The sequence below is a fragment of the Manganibacter manganicus genome (assembly GCF_002075885.1).
In the GTDB taxonomy this organism is placed as follows: Bacteria; Pseudomonadota; Alphaproteobacteria; order Rhizobiales; family Rhizobiaceae; genus Mesorhizobium; species Mesorhizobium manganicum.
Genome location: NZ_MDET01000031.1, coordinates 1 through 26,998, shown reverse-complemented (window position 1 = coordinate 26,998; position 26,998 = coordinate 1). Strand labels below are relative to the sequence as shown.

General features: G+C 62.9%; 23 protein-coding genes and 8 pseudogenes. 10 read left to right on the top strand and 21 right to left on the bottom strand.

Annotated elements, in window-relative coordinates; translation table 11 throughout:
• Window positions 1-14 precede the first annotated feature (14 nt).
• From BFN67_RS17200 to BFN67_RS24670, 11 genes and pseudogenes are all read right to left on the bottom strand, one after another.
• Complete coding sequence (locus BFN67_RS17200; protein WP_080920771.1) at window positions 15-860, bottom strand: IS5 family transposase; 846 nt, start codon at window positions 858-860, stop codon at window positions 15-17.
• 280 nt (window positions 861-1,140) lie between these two features.
• A pseudogene (locus BFN67_RS17195) lies at window positions 1,141-1,872 on the bottom strand (IS110 family RNA-guided transposase); the annotation flags it as partial.
• Window positions 1,865-2,102 (bottom strand): annotated as a pseudogene (locus tag BFN67_RS24920) (group II intron reverse transcriptase/maturase); the annotation flags it as partial. The pseudogenes BFN67_RS24920 and BFN67_RS17195, both read right to left, overlap by 8 nt.
• A 483-nt stretch (window positions 2,103-2,585) precedes the next feature.
• Window positions 2,586-2,882, bottom strand: a pseudogene (locus BFN67_RS24915) (IS6 family transposase); the annotation flags it as partial.
• A 164-nt stretch (window positions 2,883-3,046) separates the two neighbouring features.
• The gene (locus BFN67_RS17180; RefSeq protein WP_080920770.1) at window positions 3,047-3,979 is read right to left on the bottom strand and encodes a hypothetical protein; all 933 of its coding nucleotides are present in this window, start codon (window positions 3,977-3,979) and stop codon (window positions 3,047-3,049) included.
• Window positions 3,976-4,935 (bottom strand): diacylglycerol kinase family protein, encoded by a 960-nt coding sequence (locus BFN67_RS17175; RefSeq protein WP_080920769.1) that lies wholly within the window; start codon window positions 4,933-4,935, stop codon window positions 3,976-3,978. Before BFN67_RS17175 ends, BFN67_RS17180 begins: the two co-directional genes overlap by 4 nt.
• A complete protein-coding gene (locus BFN67_RS17170; protein ID WP_245295306.1) occupies window positions 4,920-6,092 on the bottom strand; it encodes a CDP-alcohol phosphatidyltransferase family protein in 1,173 nt (390 codons plus the stop codon). The genes BFN67_RS17175 and BFN67_RS17170 overlap by 16 nt, the downstream gene beginning before the upstream one ends.
• Window positions 6,093-6,212: 120 nt before the next feature.
• Window positions 6,213-6,548 (bottom strand): ISAs1 family transposase, encoded by a 336-nt coding sequence (locus tag BFN67_RS17165; RefSeq protein WP_080920768.1) that lies wholly within the window; start codon window positions 6,546-6,548, stop codon window positions 6,213-6,215.
• Window positions 6,549-6,641: 93 nt separating this feature from the next.
• Window positions 6,642-7,119, bottom strand: a pseudogene (gene tnpA, locus BFN67_RS17160) (IS200/IS605 family transposase).
• 78 nt (window positions 7,120-7,197) lie between these two features.
• A pseudogene (locus BFN67_RS17155) lies at window positions 7,198-7,731 on the bottom strand (ISAs1 family transposase); the annotation flags it as partial.
• Window positions 7,668-7,982, bottom strand: a complete 315-nt coding sequence (locus tag BFN67_RS24670) for a transposase family protein (RefSeq protein ID WP_204842214.1) — start codon at window positions 7,980-7,982, stop codon at window positions 7,668-7,670. The gene BFN67_RS24670 and the pseudogene BFN67_RS17155, both read right to left, overlap by 64 nt.
• 167 nt (window positions 7,983-8,149) lie before the next feature.
• Between BFN67_RS24670 and BFN67_RS17150 the strand changes: the two genes are divergently transcribed.
• From BFN67_RS17150 to BFN67_RS17130, 5 genes are read left to right on the top strand one after another with little or no spacing between them, the layout of a single operon-like run.
• Window positions 8,150-8,587 (top strand): HIT family protein, encoded by a 438-nt coding sequence (locus BFN67_RS17150; protein WP_080920767.1) that lies wholly within the window; start codon window positions 8,150-8,152, stop codon window positions 8,585-8,587.
• Window positions 8,584-9,807 (top strand): LptF/LptG family permease, encoded by a 1,224-nt coding sequence (locus BFN67_RS17145; RefSeq protein ID WP_158083525.1) that lies wholly within the window; start codon window positions 8,584-8,586, stop codon window positions 9,805-9,807. The genes BFN67_RS17150 and BFN67_RS17145 overlap by 4 nt, the downstream gene beginning before the upstream one ends.
• The gene (gene lptG / locus BFN67_RS17140) at window positions 9,804-10,898 is read left to right on the top strand and encodes an LPS export ABC transporter permease LptG (RefSeq protein WP_080920765.1); all 1,095 of its coding nucleotides are present in this window, start codon (window positions 9,804-9,806) and stop codon (window positions 10,896-10,898) included. The genes BFN67_RS17145 and lptG overlap by 4 nt, the downstream gene beginning before the upstream one ends.
• A 41-nt stretch (window positions 10,899-10,939) precedes the next feature.
• On the top strand, window positions 10,940-12,058 hold the full coding sequence (locus BFN67_RS17135; protein WP_245295305.1) for a dATP pyrophosphohydrolase: 1,119 nt from the start codon (window positions 10,940-10,942) through the stop codon (window positions 12,056-12,058).
• Window positions 12,055-12,828, top strand: a complete 774-nt coding sequence (locus BFN67_RS17130; protein WP_080920763.1) for a nucleotidyltransferase family protein — start codon at window positions 12,055-12,057, stop codon at window positions 12,826-12,828. The genes BFN67_RS17135 and BFN67_RS17130 overlap by 4 nt, the downstream gene beginning before the upstream one ends.
• On the opposite strand, the gene BFN67_RS17125 is transcribed toward BFN67_RS17130, so the two are convergent.
• Together BFN67_RS17125 and BFN67_RS17120 are read right to left on the bottom strand one after the other, a co-directional pair.
• Entirely contained in the window at window positions 12,825-13,574 is a 750-nt protein-coding gene (locus BFN67_RS17125) for a phosphocholine cytidylyltransferase family protein (RefSeq protein WP_080920762.1), read from the bottom strand. The two genes, BFN67_RS17130 and BFN67_RS17125, sit on opposite strands and share 4 nt — an antisense overlap.
• Before the next feature lie 151 nt (window positions 13,575-13,725).
• On the bottom strand, window positions 13,726-14,076 hold the full coding sequence (locus tag BFN67_RS17120) for a DUF2147 domain-containing protein (protein WP_080920761.1): 351 nt from the start codon (window positions 14,074-14,076) through the stop codon (window positions 13,726-13,728).
• 189 nt (window positions 14,077-14,265) lie between these two features.
• On the opposite strand from BFN67_RS17120, the gene BFN67_RS17115 reads away from it, so the two are divergent.
• Together BFN67_RS17115 and BFN67_RS17110 are read left to right on the top strand one after the other, a co-directional pair.
• Window positions 14,266-15,423 (top strand): hypothetical protein, encoded by a 1,158-nt coding sequence (locus BFN67_RS17115; RefSeq protein ID WP_080920760.1) that lies wholly within the window; start codon window positions 14,266-14,268, stop codon window positions 15,421-15,423.
• Between the two features lie 27 nt (window positions 15,424-15,450).
• Window positions 15,451-16,749, top strand: coding sequence for a lipopolysaccharide biosynthesis protein (locus tag BFN67_RS17110; RefSeq protein WP_080920759.1), 1,299 nt, complete (start codon window positions 15,451-15,453; stop codon window positions 16,747-16,749).
• Window positions 16,750-16,753: 4 nt separating this feature from the next.
• Here BFN67_RS17110 and spt read toward each other — a convergent pair whose 3' ends face one another.
• From spt to BFN67_RS17090, 4 genes are all read right to left on the bottom strand, one after another.
• Window positions 16,754-18,016 (bottom strand): serine palmitoyltransferase, encoded by a 1,263-nt coding sequence (gene spt / locus BFN67_RS17105; RefSeq protein WP_080920758.1) that lies wholly within the window; start codon window positions 18,014-18,016, stop codon window positions 16,754-16,756.
• A 2-nt stretch (window positions 18,017-18,018) separates the two neighbouring features.
• Window positions 18,019-18,270: an acyl carrier protein gene (locus tag BFN67_RS17100; RefSeq protein WP_080920757.1), complete on the bottom strand. Its 252-nt coding sequence runs from the start codon at window positions 18,268-18,270 to the stop codon at window positions 18,019-18,021.
• A gap of 92 nt (window positions 18,271-18,362) precedes the next feature.
• Window positions 18,363-19,313, bottom strand: coding sequence for an SDR family NAD(P)-dependent oxidoreductase (locus BFN67_RS17095; RefSeq protein WP_080920756.1), 951 nt, complete (start codon window positions 19,311-19,313; stop codon window positions 18,363-18,365).
• A 41-nt stretch (window positions 19,314-19,354) separates the two neighbouring features.
• Window positions 19,355-21,130: a fatty acyl-AMP ligase gene (locus tag BFN67_RS17090; protein ID WP_080920755.1), complete on the bottom strand. Its 1,776-nt coding sequence runs from the start codon at window positions 21,128-21,130 to the stop codon at window positions 19,355-19,357.
• A 603-nt stretch (window positions 21,131-21,733) separates the two neighbouring features.
• On the opposite strand from BFN67_RS17090, the gene BFN67_RS17085 reads away from it, so the two are divergent.
• Window positions 21,734-21,901, top strand: coding sequence for a baeRF12 domain-containing protein (locus BFN67_RS17085; protein ID WP_080920754.1), 168 nt, complete (start codon window positions 21,734-21,736; stop codon window positions 21,899-21,901).
• Between the two features lie 265 nt (window positions 21,902-22,166).
• A complete protein-coding gene (locus BFN67_RS17080; protein ID WP_245295304.1) occupies window positions 22,167-22,826 on the top strand; it encodes an outer membrane protein in 660 nt (219 codons plus the stop codon).
• Between the two features lie 61 nt (window positions 22,827-22,887).
• Here BFN67_RS17080 and BFN67_RS24100 read toward each other — a convergent pair.
• The 3 genes and pseudogenes from BFN67_RS24100 to BFN67_RS17070 all read right to left on the bottom strand — a co-directional run.
• A pseudogene (locus tag BFN67_RS24100) lies at window positions 22,888-23,031 on the bottom strand (IS5/IS1182 family transposase); the annotation flags it as partial.
• Between the two features lie 23 nt (window positions 23,032-23,054).
• Entirely contained in the window at window positions 23,055-23,795 is a 741-nt protein-coding gene (locus tag BFN67_RS17075) for a hypothetical protein (RefSeq protein WP_080920753.1), read from the bottom strand.
• A gap of 593 nt (window positions 23,796-24,388) precedes the next feature.
• Window positions 24,389-25,088 (bottom strand): annotated as a pseudogene (locus BFN67_RS17070) (DEAD/DEAH box helicase family protein); the annotation flags it as partial.
• A 269-nt stretch (window positions 25,089-25,357) separates the two neighbouring features.
• On the opposite strand from BFN67_RS17070, the pseudogene BFN67_RS17065 reads away from it, so the two are divergent.
• Window positions 25,358-26,080, top strand: a pseudogene (locus tag BFN67_RS17065) (GGDEF domain-containing protein); the annotation flags it as partial.
• 10 nt (window positions 26,081-26,090) lie between these two features.
• Here the strand turns inward: BFN67_RS17065 and BFN67_RS17060 are convergent.
• The gene (locus BFN67_RS17060; RefSeq protein ID WP_080920771.1) at window positions 26,091-26,936 is read right to left on the bottom strand and encodes an IS5 family transposase; all 846 of its coding nucleotides are present in this window, start codon (window positions 26,934-26,936) and stop codon (window positions 26,091-26,093) included.
• Window positions 26,937-26,998 lie beyond the last annotated feature (62 nt).

The following is a 26,998-nucleotide window of genomic DNA, read 5'->3' as shown; positions in this document are numbered from 1 at the left end:
TCTAAGAGCCTGACTCAGAAAGATCGATTTGATTTCAGGGGTTTTGCGAGCCGCCGGGTGAGTAGTCGGATACTGGCGACGAAGATCCATGCCTCGGCCGAGGCGATCGTTTTCTCGAAGTCCCTGGCCAATCGACGGCATCGTCCGAGCCAGGCGAAGGTCCGTTCTACTACCCATCGGCGCGGTAGCAGCTCAAAGCCCTTTGCCTTGTCCGTTCGCTTGACGATCTCCAGCACAAAGCAGCCGCTCCTTTTCAGTGCGCCCTTCAGCTTCGGGCCCGCATAGCCACCGTCAGCGAAGACGTGGCGCAGCCATGGCCAGCGCTTCACGATGGACTTGAGCACCTGCGCCGCGCCGTCGCGATCCTGAACCGCCGCGCTGTGAACGACGAGGCCGACCAGGAGCCCGCTGGTGTCGGTCACGATATGGCGCTTGCGGCCATTGATCTTCTTGCCTGCGTCGAAGCCCCGGATACCACCGCTTTCAGTGGTCTTGACGGACTGGCTGTCGATGACGCCGGCGGACGGACTTGCCTCCCGGCCCTCCTGCTCCCGGGCCGCCATCACCAGTGTGTTGTTGACGGCGCGCAGGATGCCGATATCGCGCCAGGCATAGAAGTAGTTCTGCACCGTGGTGAAGGGTGGGAAGTTCTTCGGCAACATGCGCCATTGGCAGCCGGTCGACGCCATGTAGAGGATTGCGTTCACCACCTCGCGCAGGTTTGCCACACGCGGCCGACCAACCGGCCTCGGTCCAGGCAGCAAGGGCGCGATCAGCGCCCATTCCCCATCGCTCAGGTCACTTGCGTAGCGCGCCGCCTCGCGGGCATAATCGCGCCGAGTGATATCAGTCCACGGCATCGTGCTCTCCATCGAATCTTCGCAAATCCGACGGAATCACAACCTGCTGATATCACTCAACTTTTTAGGTCAGGCTCTAAGACGCGTGTGCCGGGTGCAGGGTTGTCTTCGCGGTCAACATCGGTTGCCGCATGCTGGAGCTTCGCGGGAGGAGCCTTCAAATGTATTCGGCGCACTCAGCTGAGCCAGCGGTGCGACCCCATCTAGCGGAATGGCTCTGTCCACGTCCCGGCAGGGACGTCTCGGCGCGCTCAGAGACTGAACGCGATCCTCAAAGCTGTCACGCTGCCGCTCCGGCGGTCCGGTCGAAGAACTCGCCGGTCTTGAGCATCGCATGCATTGTCACCGCCAGTTTTCGTGCCACGGCAACGGCGGCTCGTTTGAAGCCGATCCTCTCCCGGAGTCTCAGGCCCCATGTCCGCAGGCTGCTGTCGGCGCAGCTGCGGGTCAGGATGACCGTCGCAGCTTCGTAGAGAAGCCCTCGCAAATGGCGGTCGCCCCGTCGGGATATGTGACCATCGTAGTCGATCTCGCCCGATTGGTAGCGCCTCGTCGTCAGGCCGAGCCAGGCGCCGACGGAGCGAGACTTCTTGAAGTTGTCCGGGTCCTCAATGGCGGTCGCAAAGGAAGTCGCGGTGATCGCGCCGACACCGGGGATCGACATAAGTATGCGGCATGCCTGGCTCTGACGTGCATCTGCAACGAGCTGGCGCCCAAGCTCGGTGGCACGAGTGCGAATGCCGCGCCAGGCCTCCAGCATCGGCAGCACGATGGACGCAAGCCCGTCCTGATCGACAAGCAGTCTACGGACATTCTTCTCGAAGGCGCTTCCCTTGCCCGCGGGAACAAGCAGTCCGAATGTCTTCATGAGTCCGCGGATCTGGTTTGAGAATTAGGTGGTGATCCTGACCAGCCTCGTGCGTGCCGCCACGAGCGTGCGCGTCAGCATGCTGTCGAACCCTTTCACACGCACCTCACGAAAGAAGCCTACCTCGGCAAGATGCGCCAAGCCGGCGCGTCTTCCCATCGCTCTTGGGTATGTCGACCCGCCGCACCGGCGGCGGAAAGTAGCTGCCCGACGTCAGCCGATTCCAGAGCTTGTACAGGTTGTTCGCAAGATCAACCTCAAAGTCCGCAACTCGTCTGGCCGTCAACGCCAGCCGCTCCTTGGTTGGCTCTAACCCTCTTATATGCTTCCCATACCTCCCTTTTCGGAATCGCATACGGCTTTGCTCTATCCACAAGGATCCTCCCGTCGCCGGTTGTCCTCGCTCCAGAGCTGAACAACGCAACCCCTTCGCTCCAGCCCCATTACAGGACCTTCAACACTACTACGGGCTGCTCCGCCCCTGTGCCCCGCTTCGGTAATCTCACCCTCGCAGGGACCACCTGCTTGGGTTTCTCCCTTAACATCGGAGCGACAGGTTCCCGCGTTCCACACGAAAGCCTGGTGAAGATTCACGCCGCCTTCATGCCGGATGCCGCCTGGGCAGAAATCAGGTCGCCCCCCAGACTTGTCCCGGGCTAACGAATTCCTCCCGGTTTCGACATCATCTTGCACTTTTCGGCACGTCATCAGCGGTTCGCTTGCGCTCGTCTCTCTAAACCTCACCTGACGGACTAAGGTCCGCCTTTTCTACAACGCTCACCACCACGGCTCTTTACCGTCGCAGCTTGCAGTGGTTTGAAACCTACCCCTGACGGTCGGTTTCGAGGGGCCTACCCCCATCTTTCGTGCAGCTCGGCTCCCACATTGCTGTGGGTGCCTCGCGGCACACCTTCATCCAGGTGCCAAACATCGCTGGAGTTTGGTGGTTTCCGCCGCAAACGGCCAGCATATTCCGGGCCGAACTTCTTGGCCCAGCACCGGACCGTGTCATAAGAGACGACGATGCCTCGTTCCAGCAGCATCTCTTCCACCAAGCGCAGGCTCAGCGGAAATCGAACGTACAGCCAGACCGCATGAGCAATGACAGCGGGCGGAAAACTATGACGTTTGTAACTGACAGTAGACTGGACCATGACTGCTGATTATCGGCCACAGCTTCACCCGAGTTAACCTGACATCACCTTACGGATCGATCAAAATGGCGGCCTTTGAACATAGCAAGCTCTCCCCGAAAAGCAGAGGTCTTCATGCCAGACATGGGTTGCCATTCCGTTTGCGACAGAACCGTCTTTGCGCGTCAGCGCAGTACGCCGCGCCGCCACAGCCGCCATAGGACCGGCCCCGAAGCGAGGATCGGATGGCGCCTCTGCCAGGGCGACAGGCGGATCTCGACGCCGGAGTGACGCGCGATCTTCCAGACGATGTAGTCGGCGCCGCCCTTGAAGGTGAAGGCCGCCTTGGCAAGCCGCGCCATGTTGAGCGGCTTGGCGAGAAGCCGCCGCCGCCACCACGCCCCTAACGCGGTGCGCCTTTCGGCTGTCGAGACAAGCGGTCTCAGACTGCCGTCCGCCCGCTGCTCGGTCTCGATCCCCGCGGTTTGCAGCGCCGGGACGAGAATGGCCGCGAAACGCTCCGGTGCGGCATCGACGATGCTCACCGCACGACCCGCCTTCTCCACGCGCAGCTCGGAGGCATAGGTGCGGGCAAAGAGCTCGTGCCAGAAGGCAAGCGGTGGCCCCTCCTCTGGGCCGAGGCGCGCAGCCCATGCCGCCGCCGTGGCCACGGCGGCACCGACGGCGGCAATTAGGCGCTGCGTGCTTGCCTCGTCACGCGCAAAGACCAGCGCCACCGGCTGAGCGAAGCGGGCCCAGACGGAACTATCGAGGCTGTACCCGCGCGTCAGCCGGGTGAACTGGGAGAGCGAGAGGATCGCGACCTTGGCGCGCAGCACTCCGCCCTCTACCGCCATCTCGTGATGTTCGACATTGGGCGGCAACAGTCTGTTTGCGATTCTCGTGGCAGGGCCACGCGGCCAGTCTTCCAGTTGCTCCAGAACGACATAGAAATCGAGCACGCCTGAGAGATCGCCCGAGCGCAGAGAGGAACCGTAAAACAGGATGCCGAACGGCGCGCGCCTCGCCTCTGCTGCAAGTTTTTCGGCAAAAGCGCTCACAGCCGGAACGACCGACATCGCCAGTTCCGCGCGGATGTGTTCTCGAAGGGGGGTCATGGCGCAAGGAACTCGACTGTTGGCCCTGCCTCGATGCTCACCATCCCGTCCGGCCCGGCCCTGAAGGCTTCGCCGTCCAGGATGAACGGATCGCCGAGGCGAAGGCGCAGCGTGGAGGCTCGGCCGCTGCGATAGCCAGCCTCCTCCATCCAATGCGTCGGCCGGCTGCGAAGCACGGGTACCAGCGCGCGAGAAAGCCGCTGCGGCGGCGCCTCGACGTCAAGATAGCGCAGCGCTCCCTCGCCCTCGCCCCAGAACGGCCAGACGCCGAGCATGAAGCGTTCGAGCGTAGTTGCCAGGAACAGGAAGCGGCGGCTCTCCTCGCAGACGCCGGCCGCACCGACAGAAACACTCAGCGGCTCACCGGCGCGCCATTCGGCCCGCTGCGGCCCGGCGATGGCGGCCAGCAACGAACGGCCCAGTGCCGCAGCCGTGCGCAAGCGCGCGCCTGCTCCTTCCCCCACGCCTCGCTTCGAAAGCTCGACGGCGCGGCGAAACGCGCCGACGCCGAGCACGAAGCCAAGGTGACGCGCCTCGCCCATTGCGACACGCATGGCCACGCGACATTCGCGGCGCGGGCCCGCCATTCCCTCTGATGCAGCAAGCTTGGCAACGAGGGCCGCCAATGCCCTCTCTCCGCTGCCCCACGTGCCGACATCTGCGGCGATGACATTGGTCTTGCCCGATGCGAGAAGCGCCAGTGGGGGGATGTGCTCGAAATGGAGGGAAGCCGCGCTCAACACGTCGCGGATCGTGCCGTCGCCGCCGTCGATGACGAGAACATCGACCTTGCGTTCGGCGAATTCCGCCAGCGCCGCCTCGAGGGCGGCATGCGTGGCCGGTCGGCGCAGCATCACGCGATTCCCCAGGGCGCCCATGTCGACCGGCGCACGACCGTTGTTCTTCCGGCTGGCGGGATTGTGGATGATGCCGAGCAGGCTCACGCCGCGAGCCATGATGTGATGGGCCCGCGCCGCCGTGCAAGCAGCGCTTGGACGATCTGGAGGAGATGCACGAAGAAGCAGATCACGGTCCAGGCGGCGACCGCGGCGATGCCCCAATCCGGGCGGCCGGCAAGGCTCGCCAGGGTCAGGATCACGAGATTAGGATTGCGCCTCGCCGTGACGCCGCGAAACCAGCTGTCGAACGGGCGCCAGATATGCATCTCGATCCTGAACCACCACAGGAAGATGCCTTCCTCGATGCGCTGGGCGACATAGCCGGCAACGATGATCGCGAGCGCCAGACCGGCATGGCTGAGCGGATGCCCGCTCGCTGGCAGGCCGGCGATCCAGGCCCACCACCAGAAGGGCGGATGCACCAGATCGATGCCGTGGTCGAGCGCGTCGCCGGCTTTGCTGAAATTCATCGTCACGCGGGCAAGCTTGCCGTCGACCGTGTCGAGAAAGGTCATCACCCAGGCCGCGACCAGCCCCGCCCCATAGGCGCCGATCCAGAACAGCCAGAAGGCGACGAGCACCAGCGCCAGGCTCAACCAGGTCACGTGGTTGGGCGTGATGCCCAGATTGGCGCACCAGCCGGTGACCATTTGCGCCGGGCGCGGCCAGACATGCTTGGTGACGAAATCCGTCACGCCCTTGTAGGAGCCTTGGAAGGTGCGGTCGCGGATCTGCGGCAGCGTCTCCGCCTTGAGCGGCATCAGGAATGGCACTTCGCGCTTGCGCAGCTTGTTGTCGAAGCCGCCGGCAAGTTCCAGCGGCGAGCACACCCGCATGCCTTCCGGCGCTTGCGTCTCGCCAGCTTCGATCATGCGCCGAGCCTGCTCTGCATCGGCACCGCAAACATGCGTGGCGACCGGCGTGCCGTCCTCGGCTAAAAGCACCGTATCGGGTGCGCGCATGAGCGCCACGATCAGGCGCTGGTCGAATACCCAATCGGCGCGGATAAGGATCACGGAGGACAGTTTGGGCAGCGTCGGCCCTGCCGCCTCCGTGCGCGCCAGTCCAGCGCGCTCGAAGGAACGGCGCAGGCGCTCGGCCCCCGACATGCCCCAGATCGTCATCGGCGCCTGTCCGATCAGGATCACTGCCTGCATGGGCGCGCCCTCGGCGGCAAGATCGGCCTTTGGCAAGCCGCATCCTCCTTTGGTCATTTTCGTGCTTCCTTAGCGGATTTCGCCCGGGTGCGAAATCAGCTTTCGCTGCCGTACCGGCAAGGCGCCGCGGTGTCCATTGCCCGCTCTCGGCCGCAGGGGAATCGGGTGAGTTAATTCTCACGAGATGAGGCTAACGAGAAAGTCTTCGTCCCAAGCTGCTGTCAATCGTTTCGTCGTCATGGAATGCTTGGCTGGATGACGGCGCAACAGGTTGTGAGCGATATGTTTGATGGTGGTGAAATTGGCCGGGGCATGCTCGGTTCGGACCCGGCATTCGTCGTCTCCGAAGAGGCAGTCCATCAGCCAGTGCATGCTCTCGACAAACCAATGGCGACGGACAACGGCACCGAGCTTGTCGGCCTTGTCGGTTGACGAGGTGATGTAGAAGCGGGTTTCACGTTCGACCTTGGCGTCGCTCTCGCGCTCGCTCTGGACCATCACCACGGCCTTCAATCCGGGCCAGCCAATAACCCCCAGCGGAGCTGGGGGTTTGACGGGGAACCGCCATAGGCGGTTATGAAGGTTTTTGAGACAAGAGTTGGAACTTCAGGAGGACGAGAGCTTGAGTTGCATCTGGTCCAACTGCTTGTCCGCCAGCTCCTGATTCCTGATATAGGCGCGGATCATTTCTTCATCACGACCGATGGTGGAAACGAAATAACCTCTGGCCCAGAATTTGTGCCCCAGAAAATTGCGCATCTTGCGTTCCACATTCTGCGCAACCCAGATCGAGCTCTTCCCTTTCAGATATCCGACGACCTCCGCCACCGAATATTTCGGCGGGATCGAGATCAGGATATGCACATGGTCAGGCATCAGGTGCCCTTCCTCGATCCGGCATTCCTTGCGCCGGGCCAGGTCGTGGAATACATTTCCCTGATCGTCGGAGGTGCCCAAAAAGTGCTTTCTTGCGGTACTTCGGCGTGAACACGACATGGTACTTGCACTCCCATGTCGCGTGATTAGTTATGACCCTGTGACATTGTGATCTCCTTGAGGGCCTCGCGGTTCCCAAGGAGATCATCTGACGTCAGGACCCTATTCCCGAAGCCGTATAACTGCCGTTATTCGCTCCGGCAGAGCCGGAGGCTTAGCGGATAGAGTTATGGCGCTCCTGGAGCCAGCCGATGTCATGGAAGACGGTGGTGCGGCGGGTCCCGATGTGGCCGTGATCGCCATCCACCGTCTTGTCCTGGCTGATCGTGGTATCTTTGAAATTGTTGGTCTTTTGCTCGTTGGCGAAGAGCTCGACCTCCGCATGAAGGGTGCCCTGGTTACCCTTCGAGGCCAGGACGTAGTCGGCCTTCTTGTCGATGATCTTAGCCGCGATCTCACGCTGGCAACCCATGGCGTCGATGGTGACGATGGCGCCCTCGATGGCCAGCATGTCCAGAAGCTTGGGGATGGCGACGATCTCATTGGACTTCTGCGCCACCTTGACCTGCCCGAGCACCAGACGCTGACGGGCGGCGAAGCCCGAGACCATGTGAATGGGGTTCAGGCCGCCCTTCTTCTGATAGGAGCGCCGGCTGGTCTTGCCATCGATGGCGATCACCTCAGCCGGCGCCCCGGTCAGCATTGCGACCCAGGCGACGAAACACTTCTGGAACGGCTCGGGGTCGAGCGCGGCGAACACCTCGCCCAACGGTCATGATCGGGCGTCCCATTCGCAAAGGGTCGAAAGCGCCGCAGCAGAGCGAGCTTCGTTTTCCCGAACTGCGCGATGGCAGTGAAGGTCTCAGCCCCGGCCACAACCGCAAGCAAGGAGAGCAGCAAGATCTCGTCAAGCGGATAGATGACCTTGCTGAGTTGCCGTGGATTCGGCAAATCAGCAAAATGATCCATAAAAACAACGCCCTCCAGTATCGCCTCGTCGGCCGTACCCATCGCCGGAATCTCCCAACCGAATCAATTGGGGACTCACAGATTCAGCACTTGCGCCATATGTCACGCGCTAACTCACCCGATTGCCCTGCTCTCGGCCGATAATGCACTGGCCTTAGCCCTCGGCTTCGAATATACAAAGACCCGTTTCGAACACGTCTGGAGCGCCGATGCCAAACGCGACCATGGTCAAATTCGGATATCCCCGCACAAGCGTGGCGGATACGGCGCATTGGAGCATCCAGCTTCGCCCGCAACAGCCGACGCTGGGCTCGCTCGTGCTCGTGTGCAAGGGGGAGGCGCAGGCTTTTTCCGACATCGGCGCCGAGGCATTCGCCGACCTGCAGCACGCAATTGCCGGCATCGAACGCATGCTCGGTGCATTCGTCGCCTATCAGCGCATCAATTATCTGATGCTGATGATGGTCGACCCGCATGTCCATTTCCACGTCGTGCCGCGCTACGAGGAGCCCCGCGACCATGAGGGCCGGAGCTATCCCGATGCCGGATGGCCCGGCCCACCGGCGCTTGGGCAGGCGGTGACGCCCGACGAGGCGACCACTGAGCGCATCCGCGACCGGCTGAGCACGCTCTGGAACGCATCGTGACATTGAGGCCGCCGGCAGGCTCCAGGGGCTATCGCTTCGGCATCATCGATCGCTACCTGCTGTCGCTCGTCGCCAGGCCGCTTGTGCTCTCGCTGGTCGTGGTTCTGGTAGCCCTGCTTCTGGAGCGGGTGCTGCGCCTGGTCAACATCCTGGCGGCCTTTGGCAGTAGCCAGTATTGGCTGCTCGGTGCGCTGACGGCGACGCTGGTGCCGCACTATCTGGGCCTGGCGCTTGCAGCGGCCTTCTTCGTGGCTTTGTTCGTGGCGATGATCAGGCTCGGAGACGGCTCCGAACTCGACGTCCTTCTGGCAAGCGGCCTGTCGATCTGGCGGCTGACCGTGCCTTTCGTGCTGCTTGGCTGCGCGCTCGCCATTTTCAGCCTCGCGCTCTACGGTTTCCTGAACCCAGTCTCGCGCTACGATTATCGCCGCCTGCTGCATTCGGCGATCGAGGCGGCCTGGGACGCGCATGTCCCACCCAACACTTTCGTCAAGGCCGGCCACGGCCTTACCATCGCCGCCGACACGGTGGATTCCACCGGACGCAAGCTCCTCGGCGTCTTCATCCATCGCAAGCTTGACGGGCTCGACGAAGTCACGTCGGCAGAGAGCGGGACGCTGGTACTGTCGCCCGACCGTGCCCATCTCCAGCTCATCCTGCACGATGGCGCCTTCGTCCGAGAGCATGCCGGCCTGGTGCCTGATACGGTGCGCTTCAAGAACCTGACCTTCGGCACCAAATTCGAACTCGACAGCCCGCCTTTCCGCGACCGGGGCAACAGTGAGCGGGAACTGACTTTTCCCGAATTGTGGCGCGGCATCGCCAAGGGCGATACCGAGCTCCCCGCGCCCGTCCTGAAGGCGGAGCTTGCCGACCGCATCGTACGCTCTCTGGCCCTTCCCCTCCTGCCGCTGCTGGCGATCCCTCTCAGCTTCGCATCGCGCCGGGGGTCGCGCACCACCGGCCTCATCGTGGCCGCCGTCCTGCTTGTGACCTTCAACAATGCATTGCAGCTCGGCCGCGATCTGGGTGCGGCCGGGCTCGGTTGGCCGGTGCTGACGGTCGCCACGCCCTTCCTGGTCTTCGCCGCCCTCTCCATCTGGCTTTATCTCTCAACCATGCAGCGGCCGGTGGAAGCGCCGGTGGTTCGCGTCATCGCCCGCGTCGAGGCGATGGCTTCCGCGCTGGCGACGCGCCTGAGGCCCAAGAGGCGCGCATGATCACCCTGACGCGCTATCTGGCCGGCAGGCTGTTCCTCACCTCCATCGGCGTCGTGCTCGCCTTCACCGCGCTGGTCCAGATCATCGATCTGTTCGACACTGCGGGCGACATCCTGAACACCGGCGAGGGGGCGGCCGGCTTTGCCTTCTACGTCGCCATGCGCGTGCCTTCGATCATGCCGCAGGTGACCCCGCTCGGCGTTCTCATCGCCACCCTCTTCCTGCTCGGCTTCCTGGCCAGCAAGGGCGAGATCATCGCCATGCGCGCGGCCGGCATCTCGGTTGCGCGCATCGTGGTCGCCATGCTGCCGGCCGTCGCGGCCCTGGCCGTCCTGCACTATGCGATCGCCGACCGCGTCGCGCCTTCGGCCGAAAGCCGTCTCGCGGCCTGGTGGGCTGTCAATCTGTCCACCATCGACGAGAAGGCCGAGGATCCGATCTGGCTGAAGGTCGGCACGTCGATCGTGTCGATCGAAAGGGTGCGCGAGCGAGGGCGCGCGCTCAAGGGTCTGACGATCTATGAGCGCGATCCGAAAAGCATAGTCATCAAGCGCACCAGCGCCGAGACCGCCACCTACGGCAAGGGCGTGTGGATGTTGAGCGGCGCCATGACGACGGACTGGCGTCGCGGCCATCTCAACGAGACGCAGCCCGCCAATGGTCCCTGGCGCAGCCAGCTTCGGCCAAGCAGCGTCATGGAGGCGATGGTGCCGCAAGGCCGCATCTCGGCGGCTGCTGCGCGCGCGGTGATTGAGGGAGACCGCTCCGCCGTCGCCGCGCCCTCGGTCTACGCGACGGCGCTGCAGCGCGCTTTCGCCGAGCCCGTCACCAGCGCCGTGATGCTGCTTCTGGCCGCCCCTCTGGCGTTTGCGCATTGGCGCGCGGCCGAGACCGGCCGCTTCTTCCTCTTCGGCCTTGCGGCGGGTTCCCTCTTCATGCTCATCGACGGTCTTGCGGCCACGCTCGGCCGCGCCGGCGTGCTTGAGCCGGTGCTCGCCTCATGGGGACCGATGATCTTGTTCGGGCTTTTCGGGCTGGTCCGCATCGGGCGGCTCGAAGGCTTTTCCCGGCGCCGCAAGCTTCGTGCGTGAGGGCCGAATGAGTTCGCCTGGCAACAATGATGGAGCGCCCATTGTTCGATATCCGGCCGGTGAAGTCCAAACGCGATCTCGACCGCTTCATCGATCTACCGATGCGGCTTCAGGCCGACGATCCGGCCTATGTGGCGCCCTTGAAGATGGAGCGCCGCCAGGCGCTGTCGGCCAAGACCAATCCCTTCTTCCACTATGCCGACGTCCAGTTCTGGCTGGCTTTCGAGGGCGATGAAGTGGTCGGCCGCATCAGCGCCCAATCCGACCGGCGCCTACCGGGCATCGGCCATTTCGGCATGCTTGCGGGCAAGGACGATCCGGCCTTGTTCAAGGCCCTCTTCGCCACAGCCGAGGCATGGCTCGCCGCGCGCGGCCTCACGCGCATCCAAGGGCCGTTCAACCTGTCGATCAACGAAGAGATCGGTGTTCTGGTGGACGGCTTCGACACGCCGCCCATGCTCCTGATGGGCCACGACCAGCGCCACGTCGCAGAGCGCATCGCCGAGCGGGGTTATGCCCAGGTCAAGGATGTCTACGCCTATCTCTATTCGACCCGGGGAAAGGCTCCGAAATGGCTGGACCGGATGACGGGCCGGGCGTTGCCCAAGAGCGTGACGCTGCGCCAGCTCGACTGGAAACGCTACGACGAGGATCTCGCCGCCGTCGTCGACATCTTCAACGACGCCTGGTCCGACAATTGGGGCTTCCTGCCGCTGGCGAAAGACGAGCTCGACGCGCTCGCTAAGGCATTGAAACCGCTGGTGCACAAGGAACTGGTGCAGATCATCGATGTCGAAGGCCGGCCGGCTGGCTTCGGCATCTGCCTGCCCAACCTCAACGAGGCGATCCGCGATCTTCGCGGCTCGCTGCTGCCCTTCGGCTGGGCCAAGCTACTGTGGCGGCTGAAGATTTCGGGCGTGAAGAGCGCGCGCGTTCCGCTGATGGGGTTCCGCCGCGAATTTGCCAAGACCCAGATCGGCGGCCTGCTGCCGTTCCTCGTCATCGGCAGGCTGCGGGAAGAGGCGGCGAAACTCGGGATGGCCCAGGTCGAATTTTCCTGGGTGCTGGAGGATAATCTGCCCATGCGCCATGTCTGCGAGGCACTGGCCGGCCCGCCCTATAAGACCTACCGCATCTTCGAAAAGGTGCTGCCGGCATGAAGGCGAAAGTGCCGGCGCTGATACTCGCCGGCTCGCGTCCGGGCGGCGATCCGCTGGCGCGCCATGCCGGCGTCCCCCACAAGGCCGCGATCCCGATTGCCGGCCGACCGATGCTGACGCGCGTTGCGGAGGCACTGGCTGGGAGCGACCGCGTGGGCGAGATTGCCGTCTCCATCGATGATCCGGCGGCAGCCGGCGCGGCGGTCGGCCTTGGGGGGCTGCGCGTCCTGCCCCCGGCGACCACGCCCAGCCTTTCGGTCGCCGCCGCGATCAAGACCCTCGGCACGCCGCTTCTCGTCACCACAGCCGACCATGTCTTGCTCCTGTCTGGATGGGTCGATCATTTTCTCGAGCATCTGCCGGATGCCGGCGTGGCGGTGGCGGTGGCGCGATCCGAGATCGTGATGGCTGCGGCGGCCGAGACCAAACGCACCTTCTTGCGTTTTCGCGGCGGCGCCTATTCGGGCTGCAATCTCTTCTACTTTCGAGATGCAAGCGCGCTAGGAGCGATCGAAATGTGGCGCCGCGTCGAAATGCATCGCAAACGTCCGCTTAAGCTCCTGGGGGTGCTCGGCCCCATTGCGGTGGCGCGCCATCTGCTTGGCCGCCTGACCCTCGAGCAGGCCCTCGCCATGCTAGGACAAAAGGCCGGCACACGGATCGGCGTGGTGGAGATGCCGTTTGGCGAAAGCGCCATCGACGTCGACAAGCCTGACGATCTCGACCTCGTCGAGCGCATCATCGAGCGCCGGGCGGCCTCCGCCGTTTAGCGTGTGTTCCTGGCCCACCGCGCAGTCATGGCGCGGTTTCGCTCGAGATCCTCGGAGAAATCGAGTTCCCCCCATTCCAGCCCCTCGATGGAGCGGACACCAACGCCGCCCTGCTGGCGTGCGATCCGGTCGATGGCGCTCAGATACCAGAGCTTCAGCCCCGCGTCGGTGCGCAGCGTGCACTCGATCTCGGCGACGAAACGGGCGCCGCCTTCGGGTGAAAACCGCAAAAAGCCGATCGACTCGCCATCGACGCTGTCGGCAGGAAGCGTCTTGCCGATCGCCAGCAGCCTGTCCTGGTCGAGCGACACCTTCATGTCGTCGGCGTCGTAGCCATCCTTGCGGTCGATCGTGACGGTGATCGCGGCCGACGGTTCGCCCGCGACCACGCGCCTGGCGATCTCGGGCTCCATCAGCGTATCGCCGTTCAGCACCAAAAAATCGCCCTGCATCTCATGCCGCGCCGCCCAGCAGCTGGCAAGATTGTCGGCAAGCGCGAAGAACGGATTGTACAGCATGCGGACCGCCGGCCCGCCCGCTTTACGGATGCGCTCCAGCGTGACTTCCACCTTGTCAGCCGCAAATCCGGTCACCACCACGATATCGTCGATGCCGGCGGCCGTCAGTGCATCGAGCTGCCATTCCAGAAGCGTCTTGTCGCCGAACTGCAACAGGCACTTCGGCATCTCCGCGGTGAGCGGCAACAGCCGGCGGCCCTGCCCCGCGCTCAAGATGATGGCTTTCATGCAAATTCCGTCGAAACGTCATTGTTGAAAATTGATACCCTAGGTGCGTGACCTTGCAGCATCGAGGCCCGACATACAGGCCGTGGCCACGCGACGCAACGCTCGCACTGCGATATGCCGCCGCTGGCGGCAGGCTCAACCCGGCAATGGGCTAGCGCTTGGTCCAGGTCTCGGATTTGCACAGCACCTTGAGCGCGCAGCCCTGGACTCTCAACGACGTGCCGTTCTGCTCGGCCGATCCGGCATAGCTGCGATTGTTCTTCGGCGTAATGATCTCACCCGTGTAGCGGCCGTCCGATCCGGTGAAGCGGCCGATATGGCGCCCGCTGTATTTGCCACTGACGACCGTGACGCAATAGGCGTCGCCGCACCGCGCAATCGTCACCTTGCGTCCGCTCTCGGCCTGCCAAGTGCCGATCAGGGGCTCTGCGGCCACCGTCGGGTTCGAAAGCGCCGTTGCCGCCCCGAGCATTAGTCCCCACGATGCTTGAAGGAATCTCATCTCCACCCAGGATTCGTTCGACTTTCGTGCCACTTTCGCACGAAATATGGGACGAAACGAGGCGATTGAAAGCCTTTAATGATGCAATTTTTCCGGCTAGCCAGGCGACGCCCCGCGTGACTGGCGGCTTCGTTGCAAGGTTCAGGCAGTTCGGGTAGAGAGGGTCTTTCGCGTCCCCGGAGAGCCAGGTTGAAGGTCGTCTTCCTCTATCTCGCGCAGTTCCATCAGGTGCTGCACACATTCCCCATCGCCATGGAGATGGCCCGCTCTTCGCCCGATATCGAGGTTCATCTGGCGGCGGCGACGCCGGTCCATCTCGCCTATATGCGCGAACTGTCGAGCCTCTATCCGGACGCGAAAGTCTCTTACGACCTGCTTTATCTTCCCGCCCCGGTGCGCCGCTGGATGCGCGCGACGCAGCGCAGCGTCTCGCCCAAGAAGCTGACGCTCCTGTTGAACCTGCGCTATCTGCGCGGTTTCGACGGCATCGTCGTGCCCGAGCGCACCTCGCTTTTCCTGCGCAAATTCGACATGAGAGGCACCAGGCTAATCTGGACCGGCCATGGCGCCGGCGACCGGGGAAGTGGCTTCACCGCCAATGTCGGTCAGTTCGATTTCGTCTTGCTTCCCGGTGAAAAACTCGCCCGGCGACACAAGCAACTCGAGAATGTTTCAGACGATGGATACGGGATCGGCGGCTACGCCAAGTTCGATCTTGTGGAAAAGCTCGCAGCCTCGCGTCCGCCGCTCTTCGATAATGGCCGCAAGACCGTGGTCTACAATCCGCATTTCTGGCCGTCGCTTTCGTCCTGGCATCGCATCGGCTTCAACGTGCTCGACTTTTTCGCCGAAAGCCGCGAATACAATCTGATCTTTGCGCCGCATCTGCGCCTATTCGACCCGCCGCGGGCGGAGAAATATGCGCCGTTCGAAAAATATCGCGGTTTCGACCACATGAAGATCGACCTCGGCAGCACCAATTCGATCGACATGACCTACACGCTCGATGCCGACATCTATCTGGGCGACGTATCGAGCCAGATCGCCGAGTTCATGCTGCGCCCGCGCCCCGCCGTCTTCCTCAACACCCTCCATGTCGATTGGCGCGACGATCCGAATTACCGTTTCTGGCAGCTGGGCGTGGTGACCGACGGCGTGGAAGGGCTCCGCAAAGCCCTTGCGGTAGCGGTCGAGACGCATCCGGCCTTCGAGGAAAAGCAGAGGGCGTATTTCGAGGAGACCTACCAGCTTCGCCCCGGCGAGCCTTCCGCTCCACGCGGCGCTGCGGTGATCGCCGATTATCTGCGCCGGCAGGGAAAGAACGCGCCGGCGGCGTCAGCGCGGTGACGATCTTCGCCGGTCCGGAAACGTCCAATGGCTGAAAAGAGCCGCTTTCGCGTGCTGCTCGGCAACGCCTCGATGATGATCAGCGGGCGCGCCGTCACCGGCATCTTCAGCCTCGCCTATATCGCACTGGCCGCGCGCGCCCTCGGCATCGAGGCCTTCGGCGTCCTGACCTTGATCAATGCCTATGCACAGACGATCGGCGATTTCGCCCAGTTTCAGTCCTGGCAGGCGGTGCTCCATTACGGCACCCGCCCCTTCCAGGAAGGCCGGCGCGCCGATCTGCACCGGGTGATCCGCTTTTCCCTCGTGCTCGATGCCGGGGCCGCCGTCGCCGGCTTGGTGGTGGCGCTTCTGGGCGCCTGGTTCTTCGCCGAAGGGCTCGGATGGTTTCCGGCTATCGTGCCGCTCGGCATGGCCTACTGCACATCAATCCTGTTCATGTCCTCGACCACGGCCACCGGCGTCTTGCGGCTGATGGATCGGTTCGACGTGATCGCGTTGCAAAGCACCATCTCGTCGATCGTGCGCTTTGTCGGATCCGTGGGCGTCTATCTCGCAGGCGGTGGCCTGACCGCCTATCTCGCGGTCTGGTATCTCTCCACACTGATCGCCTTCCTCTATATGGCGTGGTCGGCGGTCTCGGTGTTCCGGCGCAGCGAGCAAGCGGCGGGCTTTATCCTGCGCGACCGCCTGCCGCTGACGCATGGCATGCCCGGCGCCTGGACCTTCATGTGGAACATCAATCTGAATTCGACGCTCGGCCTGGTGACGAACCGCGTTGCCACACTCGTCGTCGGCGGCGTCTTCGGCCCCAGCGAGGCGGCGCTATTTCGCATCGCGCGCCAGGTCAGCGATGCGGCCACCCGGCCCGCGAAGCTCCTGGTGCCGGCCCTCTATCCCGAGTTTGCGCGCCTTTGGAGCGAGCGCGACATGCCGCAATTGCGCCGGCTCTGCCTACAGCTCGCACTGACCGCGGGCAGCGTCGCGACGGTGGCGCTCGCGATCCTCGCCCTCTTCGGCGGCCGCCTCATCACGCTGGTGGTCGGGCCGGAGTACCTCGGGGCGACGGGCATCATGCTGTGGCTGTTTGCAGCCTCCGTCATCACTGTGTGGGGACTGCCGCTGGAGCCGCTCCTGATCTCGACGGGTCGATCGGGGACCGCGCTCAAAATCCGTGCGGCCGTCACGCTCGTCTATCTCGCGATCCTCTACCCGGCCATGCAGGCTTACGGTCTGATCGGCGTCGGCGTTGCAGCCGTCGCGGCCGCGCTGCTCCTGTTCGCCGGTCAGTTGGCCGCCGTAATCAAGAACAGCGCGAGAGCCTGAAGGCTCAGCCGTCGCTGACGGCCGCGGCGCGGGGCACCTTGCCGCGGGCGGCAAAGCCGACTTCCGTCGGCATTGCCTCCAGAAGGCCGAGCTGGCGGCCGAGCTCGCCCATGAGGCGCACCGCGAAATCGATCTGTTCCGGCGTATGGCGTGCGCTGACACTGGAGCGCAGGAAGGCCGACGAGTTCGGCGTCGCCGGCGGCAGCGCCAGATTGAGGTATAGACCCCGCTCCAGAAGCCCGTTCCAGAAAGCGACCGCCTTGTCCGCATCCGAAAGGATGACGGAGACGATCGGCGAGGCTTCCGGCCCGAGCTTGAAGCCCAGCCGCGCCAGGCCGCTATAGAGCTGGTCGGCATTGGAGCGCAGTTGCGCTCGCAAGCCGGATTCGCCCTGCAGCGTGGCCAGCGCCTGTCGCGTCGAGGCGATGACGGCGGGCGGTAGCGAGGCGGTGAACATGTAGGGGCGGCAGGCAAGGCGCAGGATCTCGAATCCTTCCATATCCGACACGCAGAACCCGCCGACGCTGCCCAGGCTCTTTGAGAAGGTGCCGATGATGAAATCGACATCAGCTTCGACGCCCGCCGCTTCCGCCAGCCCCCGCCCGCGCTCGCCAAGGACGCCCATGGAATGGGCCTCGTCGACGATCAGATAGGCGCCGTATTCGCGCTTTACCGCCGCGATCTCCTTGAGCGGCGCGCTGTCGCCCAGCATCGAATAGATGCCCTCGACCACGACCAGCTTGTCGCCAGACTCTTTTTCGATCCGCCGCAGGCGCTTGGCCAGATCCTCGGGATCGTTGTGGTGAAAGCGCACGACGGGCGCATGGCCGAGCCTGCTACCGTCATAGATGCTGGCATGGCTGTCGGCGTCGATGATCAAATGGTCGTTCTTGCCGACCAGCGTCGACAGCATGCCGAGATTGGCCTGATAGCCGGTGGAGAAGACCATCGCATGCTTGCGGCCATAGAAGGCGGCGAGATCGGCTTCCAGGCGCTTATGCCCGTCATAGCTGCCATTGGCGACGCGCGACCCGGTCGTGCCAGTGCCATGGCGCCTGGTCGCCTCCACCGACTGCTCGATGCAAGCCTCGTCGAAGGTCAGCCCGAGATAGTTGTTGGTGCCCAGTAAGACGGTGCGCCGCCCCTGCATGATGCCTTCCGTAGAGGAGACCATCTCTTCGAACACCACGGAAAAGGGGTCGTGCCCGCGCTTTGTCAAACGAGAATGGGCGGCCCGCAACGGCTCGAACTTTGAAAGAAGCGACATGTTCAGCCTTTGGCAAGCAGCGTTTCGATGGTGCGGGAGAGATCCTGGACACTTTCGATCTCCGCCATCTTGTCGAGCGGGATCGATACGTCGAACCGATCCTCCAGGGCCATGCAGAAATCCATGATTGCCATCGAATCCATGCCAAAATCGGCGACGATGTTCATTTCCGGTTCCAGCTCGACCGGACGCTCGAGGATGGATTGTAGCGCCTCTTGAATCGCCGCGCGAACGTTATGCGTAACATCCATCATTCGATGTTCCTGAAGAGCGTTCGCTCGCACGATGACTGTAGCGTTACGAAACTGTCACATAGAGGTGTTTTAGCATTTTGGCCGCGCGGAAGTCAAAGCCAACCCGCCTCCCGGTACCATGCGACCGTCTGGGCGAACCCGTCAACAAGATCACGCGGCGCCACCTGCAGGTCCCGTGGCATGGTGTCGGGATCGACCGACCAGTCGGCATGCAGGATCTCGCGCACTTTTCCCGGCGACAGCATGATGGCTCGGCCCGACAGCCTAGCCGCGAGCGAAGCCCCTTGCCCGGCCGCCTTGAGGGCGGCGGCGGGCAGGCGAATGAAGTGCGGATGCCGGCCTTGAGCGTGGCCTGCTTCGGAAAGGATGGTGCGAAGCGTGTAACCGGCAGGCTGCGTATCGGCCAGGCAAAAGCGTCCCGGCATGCGCGCCGCGGCCAGAGCAACAATCTGCGCTGCGGCATCGCCCGCGTGCATCAGCGCGATGCGCTCGTTGCCGTCCGCCAGAAGCGGCGTCACCGGCAGCCGCGCCGCCTTGAATAAGGCCAGCGTCTCACGGTCATGCGCGCCGTAGAGCGCAGGGGGGCGCACGATCATCAGCCGTTCCGGCGCGATCGCGACCGCCGCCTCGTCCTCGGCCGCCCGCTTGCTGGCCGCATAAGGTGAAAGGCCGGGCTCTCGCGCGGCGAGGCTGGATATGAGGATGAAATGGGCGCCCGGCGCGCGGGTCGTCACCAGCCTGACCAGGCGCGCCGCGCCTTGCACGTTGACGCGGGCGAAGGCGGCCGCATCGGCGGCCTTGACGATGCCTGCGGCGTGGATGACCACATCGGCGCCTTCGACCAGCCGGCCGAGCGCCTGCTCATCCTCGAGGTCCCCGGCCACGATGTCGGCGTCGCCGAAGGGCAGCGCGCCGCTGCGGCTCAGGGCGCGCACATGCCAGCCCGCTGCCAAAAGCGCCGCGACGAGGTGGCGACCGAGAAAGCCCGTTGCGCCCGTCACCGCCGCCAGAGAGCGGTCGCTACCCATGCGCGCTGCCAGCATCCGCGCCTCCGACCGCGCCGCCAGCCCTGATGAGGCAGGTGTCAGGCACTCGCACTCAACTCGCCCTCGCCGCGCATGCGGCGGTAGAATTCGCGGGCCCTGATGCGGCTGAGTTTTCCCGAGGAGGTGACGGGCAGCGTGTGCGGCTTCACCAGTACCGGCTCCACCGCCACGCCGTGGCGGCTGCGCAGCGAGGCGGCGATGGCAGCCGACATGGCGGCGCGGCTTTCGGCGTCGGGAAGACGGCATTCCACGAGCGCGATCACCCGCTCCTCGCCGCCATCCTCATCTACCGAAAACACGGCGACATCGCCACTGCGCAGGCCCTCGACCTCCGACTCGGCGGTCCATTCGAGATCCTGCGGCCAGATGTTGCGCCCGTTGATGATCAGGAGATCCTTGGCGCGGCCGGTGATGACGATTTGGCCTTGCGTCAAATAGCCTAGATCGCCCGTGTCGAGCCATCCATCAGGTGAAAGCGCGGCGCTCGTCGCTTCCGGATCGCGATAATAGCCCTGCATGAGGCTCGGCCCGCGCGCGAAGATGCGGCCCACCCGTTGCTCGCCGAGCCGCACGCCGGAAACGTCGCGCACTTCGATCTCGTGGCCGGGCAGCGCTCGCCCGCAAAGCACGAAGGAGCGCGCGTTGGCGCCGCTGCGAGGCGAGACGGCCGCGCCGGTTCTTTCCAGCCACGCCTGATCGATGGATTGGGTGACGATGCCGCTGCCGAGAGGCGCGAAGCTCAGCGCCAGCGAGACCTCCGCCATGCCGTAGCTTGCAAGAAAGCTCGTGCGCGCAAACCCGACCGCGCAGAAGCGATCGGCAAAGGCGGCCATCACGTCGGGACGGATCATGTCGCCCCCGATGCCGGCCGCGCGCCAGCGCGAAAGGTCGAGCCCGGCCATCGTCGCCGTCGCCGCGCGACGCGTGCACAGATCGTAGCCAAACGTGGGGCTGTAGGAGACGGTCGCGCCATTGCGGCTGATCAGATCGAGCCACAGCAGCGGCCGGCGTGCGAAATCGCGCGTCGCCAAATAGTCGCCCTGTATGCCCGCCACCAGCGGCGTCAGCATGAAGCCGACGAGGCCCATGTCGTGATAGAAGGGCAGCCACGACATGAAGCGGTCCTCAGGCCCGACTTCCAACCCGTTGCGCACCATGGCGGAGGCATTGGTCATCAATGCGTGCTGCGTGACCGCAACCCCCATCGGCGCGCGCGTGCTGCCGGAGGAAAATTGCAAATAGCAAAGATCCTTCGGCGCGACGACGGGTAGCTCGATGGCCGGCGCGGGATCTTGCGACAGATCGGCGAGCGCGCCCACGAACGCGAGATCGAATGGCTGCATCGCCTCGACCAGCAAATCGCGCAGCGAGGCTGGCGCAAGAGCGACTCTGACATCGGCGCATTCGGCCATGCGGCGGATGTGGTCGAAATAGACATCGCGCCCGCCGAACACCATCGGCAGAGGCAGTGGCACGGGGACGAGCCCGGCATATTGGCAGCCGAAGAAGCTGCGCACGAAATCGGCTTCCGTCTCGGCGACCAGCGCCAGCCGGTCGCCGGGCTTGAGGCCCAGAGAAAGGAACTTCCGCGACAGCTGCAGCGCGTCCGCCTTGAGATCCCGGAAGGTCAGCGTCTCGACCAGAACGCCTTTGCCGGAATAGAAATTGAAGCCGATATCGAGGCTGGCGGCGGAATCCAGCGCCTGCGGAAGAGTCGGAAACAAGGGCTCCACGGCGCCGTCGGTGCTCGAGGGCACGAGGCCATGCGGCTCTAGCGGGATCAGATTGGCTTCGGAACTGTGCGCCGATTTCATTCTATGTCTTCCTGTGAAGAGAGGTGAAGGGCATGTGCGTGGGCTCACGGGTTTGACCCTCACGCTGTCATGGCATGAGGTCTTGGCGGGTGGCGAGAGCAACCTGACAGCGCTCGTCCGCCACTTCGCCGATCCGTTCGCTAACTGCGGCAACAGAGCTAGTCCGGCGCAGACCGTCTCTGCGATGTCGGCGAAAAACTCTCCGTTGATCACGTTGGCGATTCGCGCCATGCGCAGGCCTGTACGCCATATTGCTTGTTGCCACGCCGGTCCCAGTCATCCGGCCCGCGCCCAGAACGAGCTTTTCCATCCGGTCGAAAAGCCGCCCCGTCGTCAACCGCTCCCGTTCGACCTAAGCTCCCTCTGCGGCATGCCGGATACTCCGCAGCGAGCGCGCTCGTGCATAACTCAAACCCTGCGCGGCAACGCACGCGTTGAAACCGGTTCGCAGCTTCCGGCTGACCTTGATCACGGCATCTACTGATCCCGTGCCCGGGGCTGCTGCGGCGTTTTTGTGTAGCTGCACAATAGAGGCGCACATATATGTAATGCGCTTCATAATCAAGGTGCTGGGCGGAGACTGCTTCAGGTTTGCGTTGGTGCATGATGCTGCTTTCATGCACCAACGCCGAAATATCCGAACTCATCGTCGTCGCCGCCCCACGGACCTTGGGAGAATTACGCAAACGCTATCATCAGAAACTTGGACCAGTTCTCAAGACCGAAATCGCCATGGTAATGTCCGGGCATTCGGTTGACGATCTGCGGTAAGCACTACTTGCAGCATAGAGTACGAGCCGCTGAGAACCCTTCCGGGCTCCGCGCATTATGTCTCGTCGGGGTGATCCCTTGGAGCCAGGAGGCGCATCACGATATCGGCGCGTGTGGGCTACCGACGACGCTTTTCGACTCGGAAGAAGGGAAGAAGTGCCAGAAGTCTAGATCACGATAACATCTTGATGTGATATTATTGTCACGGACTCTTGCAACCGAAAAGGCGTATACTTTAGCGACAATATCCCAAAGGATGCAGGCAATGAACATCAAACTTCTCCTCGGCGCATCAGCCATTGCGCTCCTCTCCCTGAGCACGGCCTCGTATGCGGCTGACGTAGTGGACCAAGAACCGTCGGTGCCGGAAGCCGTTTACGTGGACGCATTTTCCTGGACCGGTGCTTACATCGGCATCAATGGAGGTTATGCGTGGACCAAGGGCGATTTTTCCGCAGGCGGCGCATCGGCCGATGAGGATTTCAATGGCGGATTGCTTGGTGCCCGCTTGGGTTATAATTGGCAGATGGGCAACGACTTCGTTGGCGGCATCGAAGTGGATGTCGATCATGTGTGGAATGAGAACGACTACGTATTCGGGGGCGCCGATGTCGAAGCAGGTAGCGACTGGCAGGGCAGTGCTCGTCTTCGGCTCGGCTACGCGATTGACCGCACTTTGCTGTTCGCGACAGGCGGCGTGGCAATCACCAACGCCTATGTGAAAGTTCCCGCTCTCGGATTTGACGAAAGCAAGACATTTACGGGTTGGACGGTTGGCGCAGGCATTGAACATGCGTTCACCGACAACTGGCTAGGTAGTATCGAATACCGTTATGCCGATTTCGGCTCGGAGACGATTGGCGATGTCGTCGACGTCGATCTGAAGCAGAGTACCGTTCGCGTCGGCCTAGCTTACAAGTTCTGATCGAAGTGGCGTTGGTGCACGAAAGCGGCATTGGGCCCACTGCGGTCTTTGATGCCGCCTGCTATGCCTCGCTCGCCAGGCAGCGGACGGACTGCGGGCGTGCGCACGCCGTCATGCGGCTGAGAACGGCACAGCTGATGGCGACCTCGGTCTGCTGAGCTGGAAACGAGCGCGCCCGAAGGCGCCGGCCGATCAATCCTTTGTAGGAGACCGGTAACGTCTCCGGGGTCAAGCGGCATGCAGAAGAGGCGGTTTTGGCTTGAACATTGGTGGCACGTTCGGTTCCGGCTGTCGAAACGGTGCCCTCAATCGATCGCGAAGTTCGCCGTTGATCTCTGCCGTCCGGACCTGCATGAGCATGTGGGCGCCGTGACGTGACCAGCGCATTTGCTGCTTCTTGACCATCCGCTTGCCGACGAGGGAGTTCACCGCCGACTCGGCGAGGGTAGTGGCGACCCGCAGCCCACTCCGGTAGCGCTTTCCGTAGTTGATGATCGCGCCGCGGTTCGAGCGGACATAGGTCAGGAGCTGCGCACCGAGATTGTGAAGGCGTGCGATCGAGAACTCGGTTTCTCCCTGCGGCTGGTTCAGTCTGGCGAGAAGGCTCTCCAAGTCGCGGATCGCGCGATCGACGCGCCCATGCCACAAGCGCCACTTCACCGCTCTGATGTCCCTGTCGATGGTTGAGAGCGCTTCAATGGACCCGGACTGGGATCGCGCGATGTGATCGGCGATCTGCTGCATCGGCTGGATCTTCATGGCGATGTGGAACCAGTCGATGATATGGGTCGTCGGCTTCGGCATGGCGCGGGGCAGCCGCTTCAGGATTTCGGCCCCGTCCGAGATCACCGTCACATCGCCATAGCCGCTGTATCCGACTCCTTCAAGTGCGTGGAGAGCGTGATCGCGGATTGCATGCTGGGCGGTGCTGCCGGTGACGAAATAGCTCATGGGATCGATTTTGATCAACCCATGTCGCTTGGCAGTTAATTACGAGAATTGCTTGTCAACGATTTCAGCATGTTAGCCATGCACCTGATTTGAGAATCTGCACTTAATTTGATAATCGGGCCCGGCCATTGGCACTTAATGTGAGAATCAACGTCAATAGCTTACCGACATCGCATTTGCCGAAGACGGCGTATGGAATTCAAAGGATGCACGGCTTTCACTATAATACGATTGCATTAATTTGAGAATCCGAAAACTTCAAGATTCTCAAATTAAGTACCAGTCCAGACCGAAACGACGGCATTCTTACAGTTAACTGCCAAGCGACACCAAGCGCGATCTGCTGGCCCTGGTCAAGAAGATGGTCGCCCTGGAGCGCGCCGCAGACGCAGAGGATAGGCACCAAGCTGATTGATCCGCCTGACGACGGTCTACTATCATTCTCGTCGAAGAAGTTGCCTTACCAAAAACTGGCTATCAATCAGACTCCAATCAATATCCGTCCACATGACTACCGTTAGCCGCATAGCACTCCACGATCTCGTCTGACCGCGCGGCTTTCGCGGGCGCACGCCGCGATGCACGATGTTTGACATCCCCCAAGACCCGCATTCCCCCATGCGCTCGATACGCTTGCGCGATAGCCGGTCCTCGCGGTCGACTTTGGTCAGTAGCTGCTCATAGGCCTCGAGCTCGGCCTGAATCATTTGGCTTTCGAAGGCCGAGGGGATCGAAATGAAGCGGAACTCCGAATAGGTGATGATCGCGTCCCAATTCGCGGTTGCTGCCCGCGACAGAAAGCGATGCCGCTTCTCCTTGACGAAATTGGTCTCGTCGGCGACCAGAATCCGGGCGTTCGGATAGAGCGCCAGGAACTCGCGGGCGGCCTGCACCAGGCAGTGGCCGGGAACGACCAGCATGCCTGTTGACGAGCCCGAACCGGCGTTGCTCCATGATCGCAGCCGCCATCGAAAGCGTCTTGCCGGCACCGACGGCGTGGGCGACATAGGTCGAGCCGACCGAGATGATGCGCCAGATCGCCCGCTTCTGGTGTCCATAAAGAGAACAGGCGCCCGAGGCGCCTGGAACCTTGAGATGGTCGCCGTTAAAACTCCGCGGCGCGATATTGTTGAAGGCGTCGTTATAGAGCCGCGCCAATCGGTCGGTGCGATCCGGATCGCTCCAGATCCAAGCCTGGAAAGTCGTCTTGATCTTCTGCAACTTCTCCTTCGCGGCCTCGGTCTCGACCGTATTGAGGACGCGCCGCTCGGTGTCGCCGTCTTTCACCGTGTCGAAGATTTGCGTCGCCCTCAGCATCCCAGAAACACTCCCCAGTTTCGCGAGCGCCCTACTCGCGTCAGATAGATATCCCGGACGCTGCCAGCGTCGTGGCTCGCCAGCTATGCGCGACACTTCCTGGTCGGGCACCGATCACCGCCGCAGCACTTGTCGCCTAAGTTCGGGCCGGCAATCGAATCTTCAGGAAATCGTTGCATGGTAGCCTGTGGCCAACAACTGGATGGCTCGGATCGATGTTAGGGAGCAAGCAGCGTAAGGGTTCGTCGATTGTGTCGGAGCGAATGCACTTCGATGCTCAGGATGATCCAGCGATCACTGCGGAAGTAGAGCGGCTTCTGGCGCGTCGCACGCGCGATATCCAACTGAGAGGCGATATCCAGCGCCATTTTCGGGCGCGTATCTGGTCGCAAACGGCGAAGATCATCCGTGCCTGGATGATCTGGGTGGCGTTCCTCGATGTACTGACCCTGGCGCTCTACACGTTGATGCTTCCAAGGGCGATCGCGGTGGCCATGCTCCTGCCTGGCGCCATTATCCCGCCCATCGTTGGGGCGGTCGTGCTTGTCTGGCGAAAGCCGCGCACACCTTGGCTTCAGGCGGCCTCACTGATCGCAGGCATGTTCCTCATTCTGTTGTCGGTTGCACTGGTCGGCGTCAGCGCCGGGGGCGAGTTCTACGAGCGGCACTTGAACGTCATGCTGTTCGTCGCGATTACAGCCATCATTATCTTCAGCATCCCGTTGGCTTGGACGGTGACGATCGCGTCTTTGGCGCTCGTTCTCTATCTGGCTTTTCAGCTACATAACCCGGGGCTCGAGATCGGGAGTGCTGTGGCCGCGACACTGTTCTTCGCCAGCGGTATTTTTGCAACAGTCGCTGCACGGCGAACCATGACAATCCTCGCTCAGAAGACTTTCCTGCTTGAACTTCGGGACCGGCACCGGATCGCTGAACTGGCAAAAGCACACGATCGAGTGGAGCTTCTGGCGAGGACCGATCCTCTAAGAGCCTGACTCAGAAAGATCGATTTGATTTCAGGGGTTTTGCGAGCCGCCGGGTGAGTAGTCGGATACTGGCGACGAAGATCCATGCCTCGGCCGAGGCGATCGTTTTCTCGAAGTCCCTGGCCAATCGACGGCATCGTCCGAGCCAGGCGAAGGTCCGTTCTACTACCCATCGGCGCGGTAGCAGCTCAAAGCCCTTTGCCTTGTCCGTTCGCTTGACGATCTCCAGCACAAAGCAGCCGCTCCTTTTCAGTGCGCCCTTCAGCTTCGGGCCCGCATAGCCACCGTCAGCGAAGACGTGGCGCAGCCATGGCCAGCGCTTCACGATGGACTTGAGCACCTGCGCCGCGCCGTCGCGATCCTGAACCGCCGCGCTGTGAACGACGAGGCCGACCAGGAGCCCGCTGGTGTCGGTCACGATATGGCGCTTGCGGCCATTGATCTTCTTGCCTGCGTCGAAGCCCCGGATACCACCGCTTTCAGTGGTCTTGACGGACTGGCTGTCGATGACGCCGGCGGACGGACTTGCCTCCCGGCCCTCCTGCTCCCGGGCCGCCATCACCAGTGTGTTGTTGACGGCGCGCAGGATGCCGATATCGCGCCAGGCATAGAAGTAGTTCTGCACCGTGGTGAAGGGTGGGAAGTTCTTCGGCAACATGCGCCATTGGCAGCCGGTCGACGCCATGTAGAGGATTGCGTTCACCACCTCGCGCAGGTTTGCCACACGCGGCCGACCAACCGGCCTCGGTCCAGGCAGCAAGGGCGCGATCAGCGCCCATTCCCCATCGCTCAGGTCACTTGCGTAGCGCGCCGCCTCGCGGGCATAATCGCGCCGAGTGATATCAGTCCACGGCATCGTGCTCTCCATCGAATCTTCGCAAATCCGACGGAATCACAACCTGCTGATATCACTCAACT

Excerpts from the sequence above, each read along its gene's own strand:
- BFN67_RS17180 (WP_080920770.1), bottom strand. The coding sequence starts at position 3,979 with ATGACCCCCCTTCGAGAACACATCCGCGCGGAACTGGCGATGTCGGTC.
- BFN67_RS17120 (WP_080920761.1), bottom strand. The coding sequence starts at position 14,076 with ATGAGATTCCTTCAAGCATCGTGGGGACTAATGCTCGGGGCGGCAACG.
- BFN67_RS17130 (WP_080920763.1), top strand. The coding sequence starts at position 12,055 with ATGAAGGCGAAAGTGCCGGCGCTGATACTCGCCGGCTCGCGTCCGGGC.
- spt (WP_080920758.1), bottom strand. The coding sequence starts at position 18,016 with ATGTCGCTTCTTTCAAAGTTCGAGCCGTTGCGGGCCGCCCATTCTCGT.
- BFN67_RS17060 (WP_080920771.1), bottom strand. The coding sequence starts at position 26,936 with ATGCCGTGGACTGATATCACTCGGCGCGATTATGCCCGCGAGGCGGCG.
- lptG (WP_080920765.1), top strand. The coding sequence starts at position 9,804 with ATGATCACCCTGACGCGCTATCTGGCCGGCAGGCTGTTCCTCACCTCC.
- BFN67_RS17095 (WP_080920756.1), bottom strand. The coding sequence starts at position 19,313 with ATGCTGGCAGCGCGCATGGGTAGCGACCGCTCTCTGGCGGCGGTGACG.
- BFN67_RS17110 (WP_080920759.1), top strand. The coding sequence starts at position 15,451 with ATGGCTGAAAAGAGCCGCTTTCGCGTGCTGCTCGGCAACGCCTCGATG.
- BFN67_RS17150 (WP_080920767.1), top strand. The coding sequence starts at position 8,150 with ATGCCAAACGCGACCATGGTCAAATTCGGATATCCCCGCACAAGCGTG.
- BFN67_RS24670 (WP_204842214.1), bottom strand. The coding sequence starts at position 7,982 with ATGGGTACGGCCGACGAGGCGATACTGGAGGGCGTTGTTTTTATGGAT.
- BFN67_RS17080 (WP_245295304.1), top strand. The coding sequence starts at position 22,167 with ATGAACATCAAACTTCTCCTCGGCGCATCAGCCATTGCGCTCCTCTCC.
- BFN67_RS17200 (WP_080920771.1), bottom strand. The coding sequence starts at position 860 with ATGCCGTGGACTGATATCACTCGGCGCGATTATGCCCGCGAGGCGGCG.
- BFN67_RS17100 (WP_080920757.1), bottom strand. The coding sequence starts at position 18,270 with ATGATGGATGTTACGCATAACGTTCGCGCGGCGATTCAAGAGGCGCTA.
- BFN67_RS17175 (WP_080920769.1), bottom strand. The coding sequence starts at position 4,935 with ATGGCTCGCGGCGTGAGCCTGCTCGGCATCATCCACAATCCCGCCAGC.
- BFN67_RS17170 (WP_245295306.1), bottom strand. The coding sequence starts at position 6,092 with ATGACCAAAGGAGGATGCGGCTTGCCAAAGGCCGATCTTGCCGCCGAG.
- BFN67_RS17125 (WP_080920762.1), bottom strand. The coding sequence starts at position 13,574 with ATGAAAGCCATCATCTTGAGCGCGGGGCAGGGCCGCCGGCTGTTGCCG.
- BFN67_RS17085 (WP_080920754.1), top strand. The coding sequence starts at position 21,734 with ATGATGCTGCTTTCATGCACCAACGCCGAAATATCCGAACTCATCGTC.
- BFN67_RS17090 (WP_080920755.1), bottom strand. The coding sequence starts at position 21,130 with ATGAAATCGGCGCACAGTTCCGAAGCCAATCTGATCCCGCTAGAGCCG.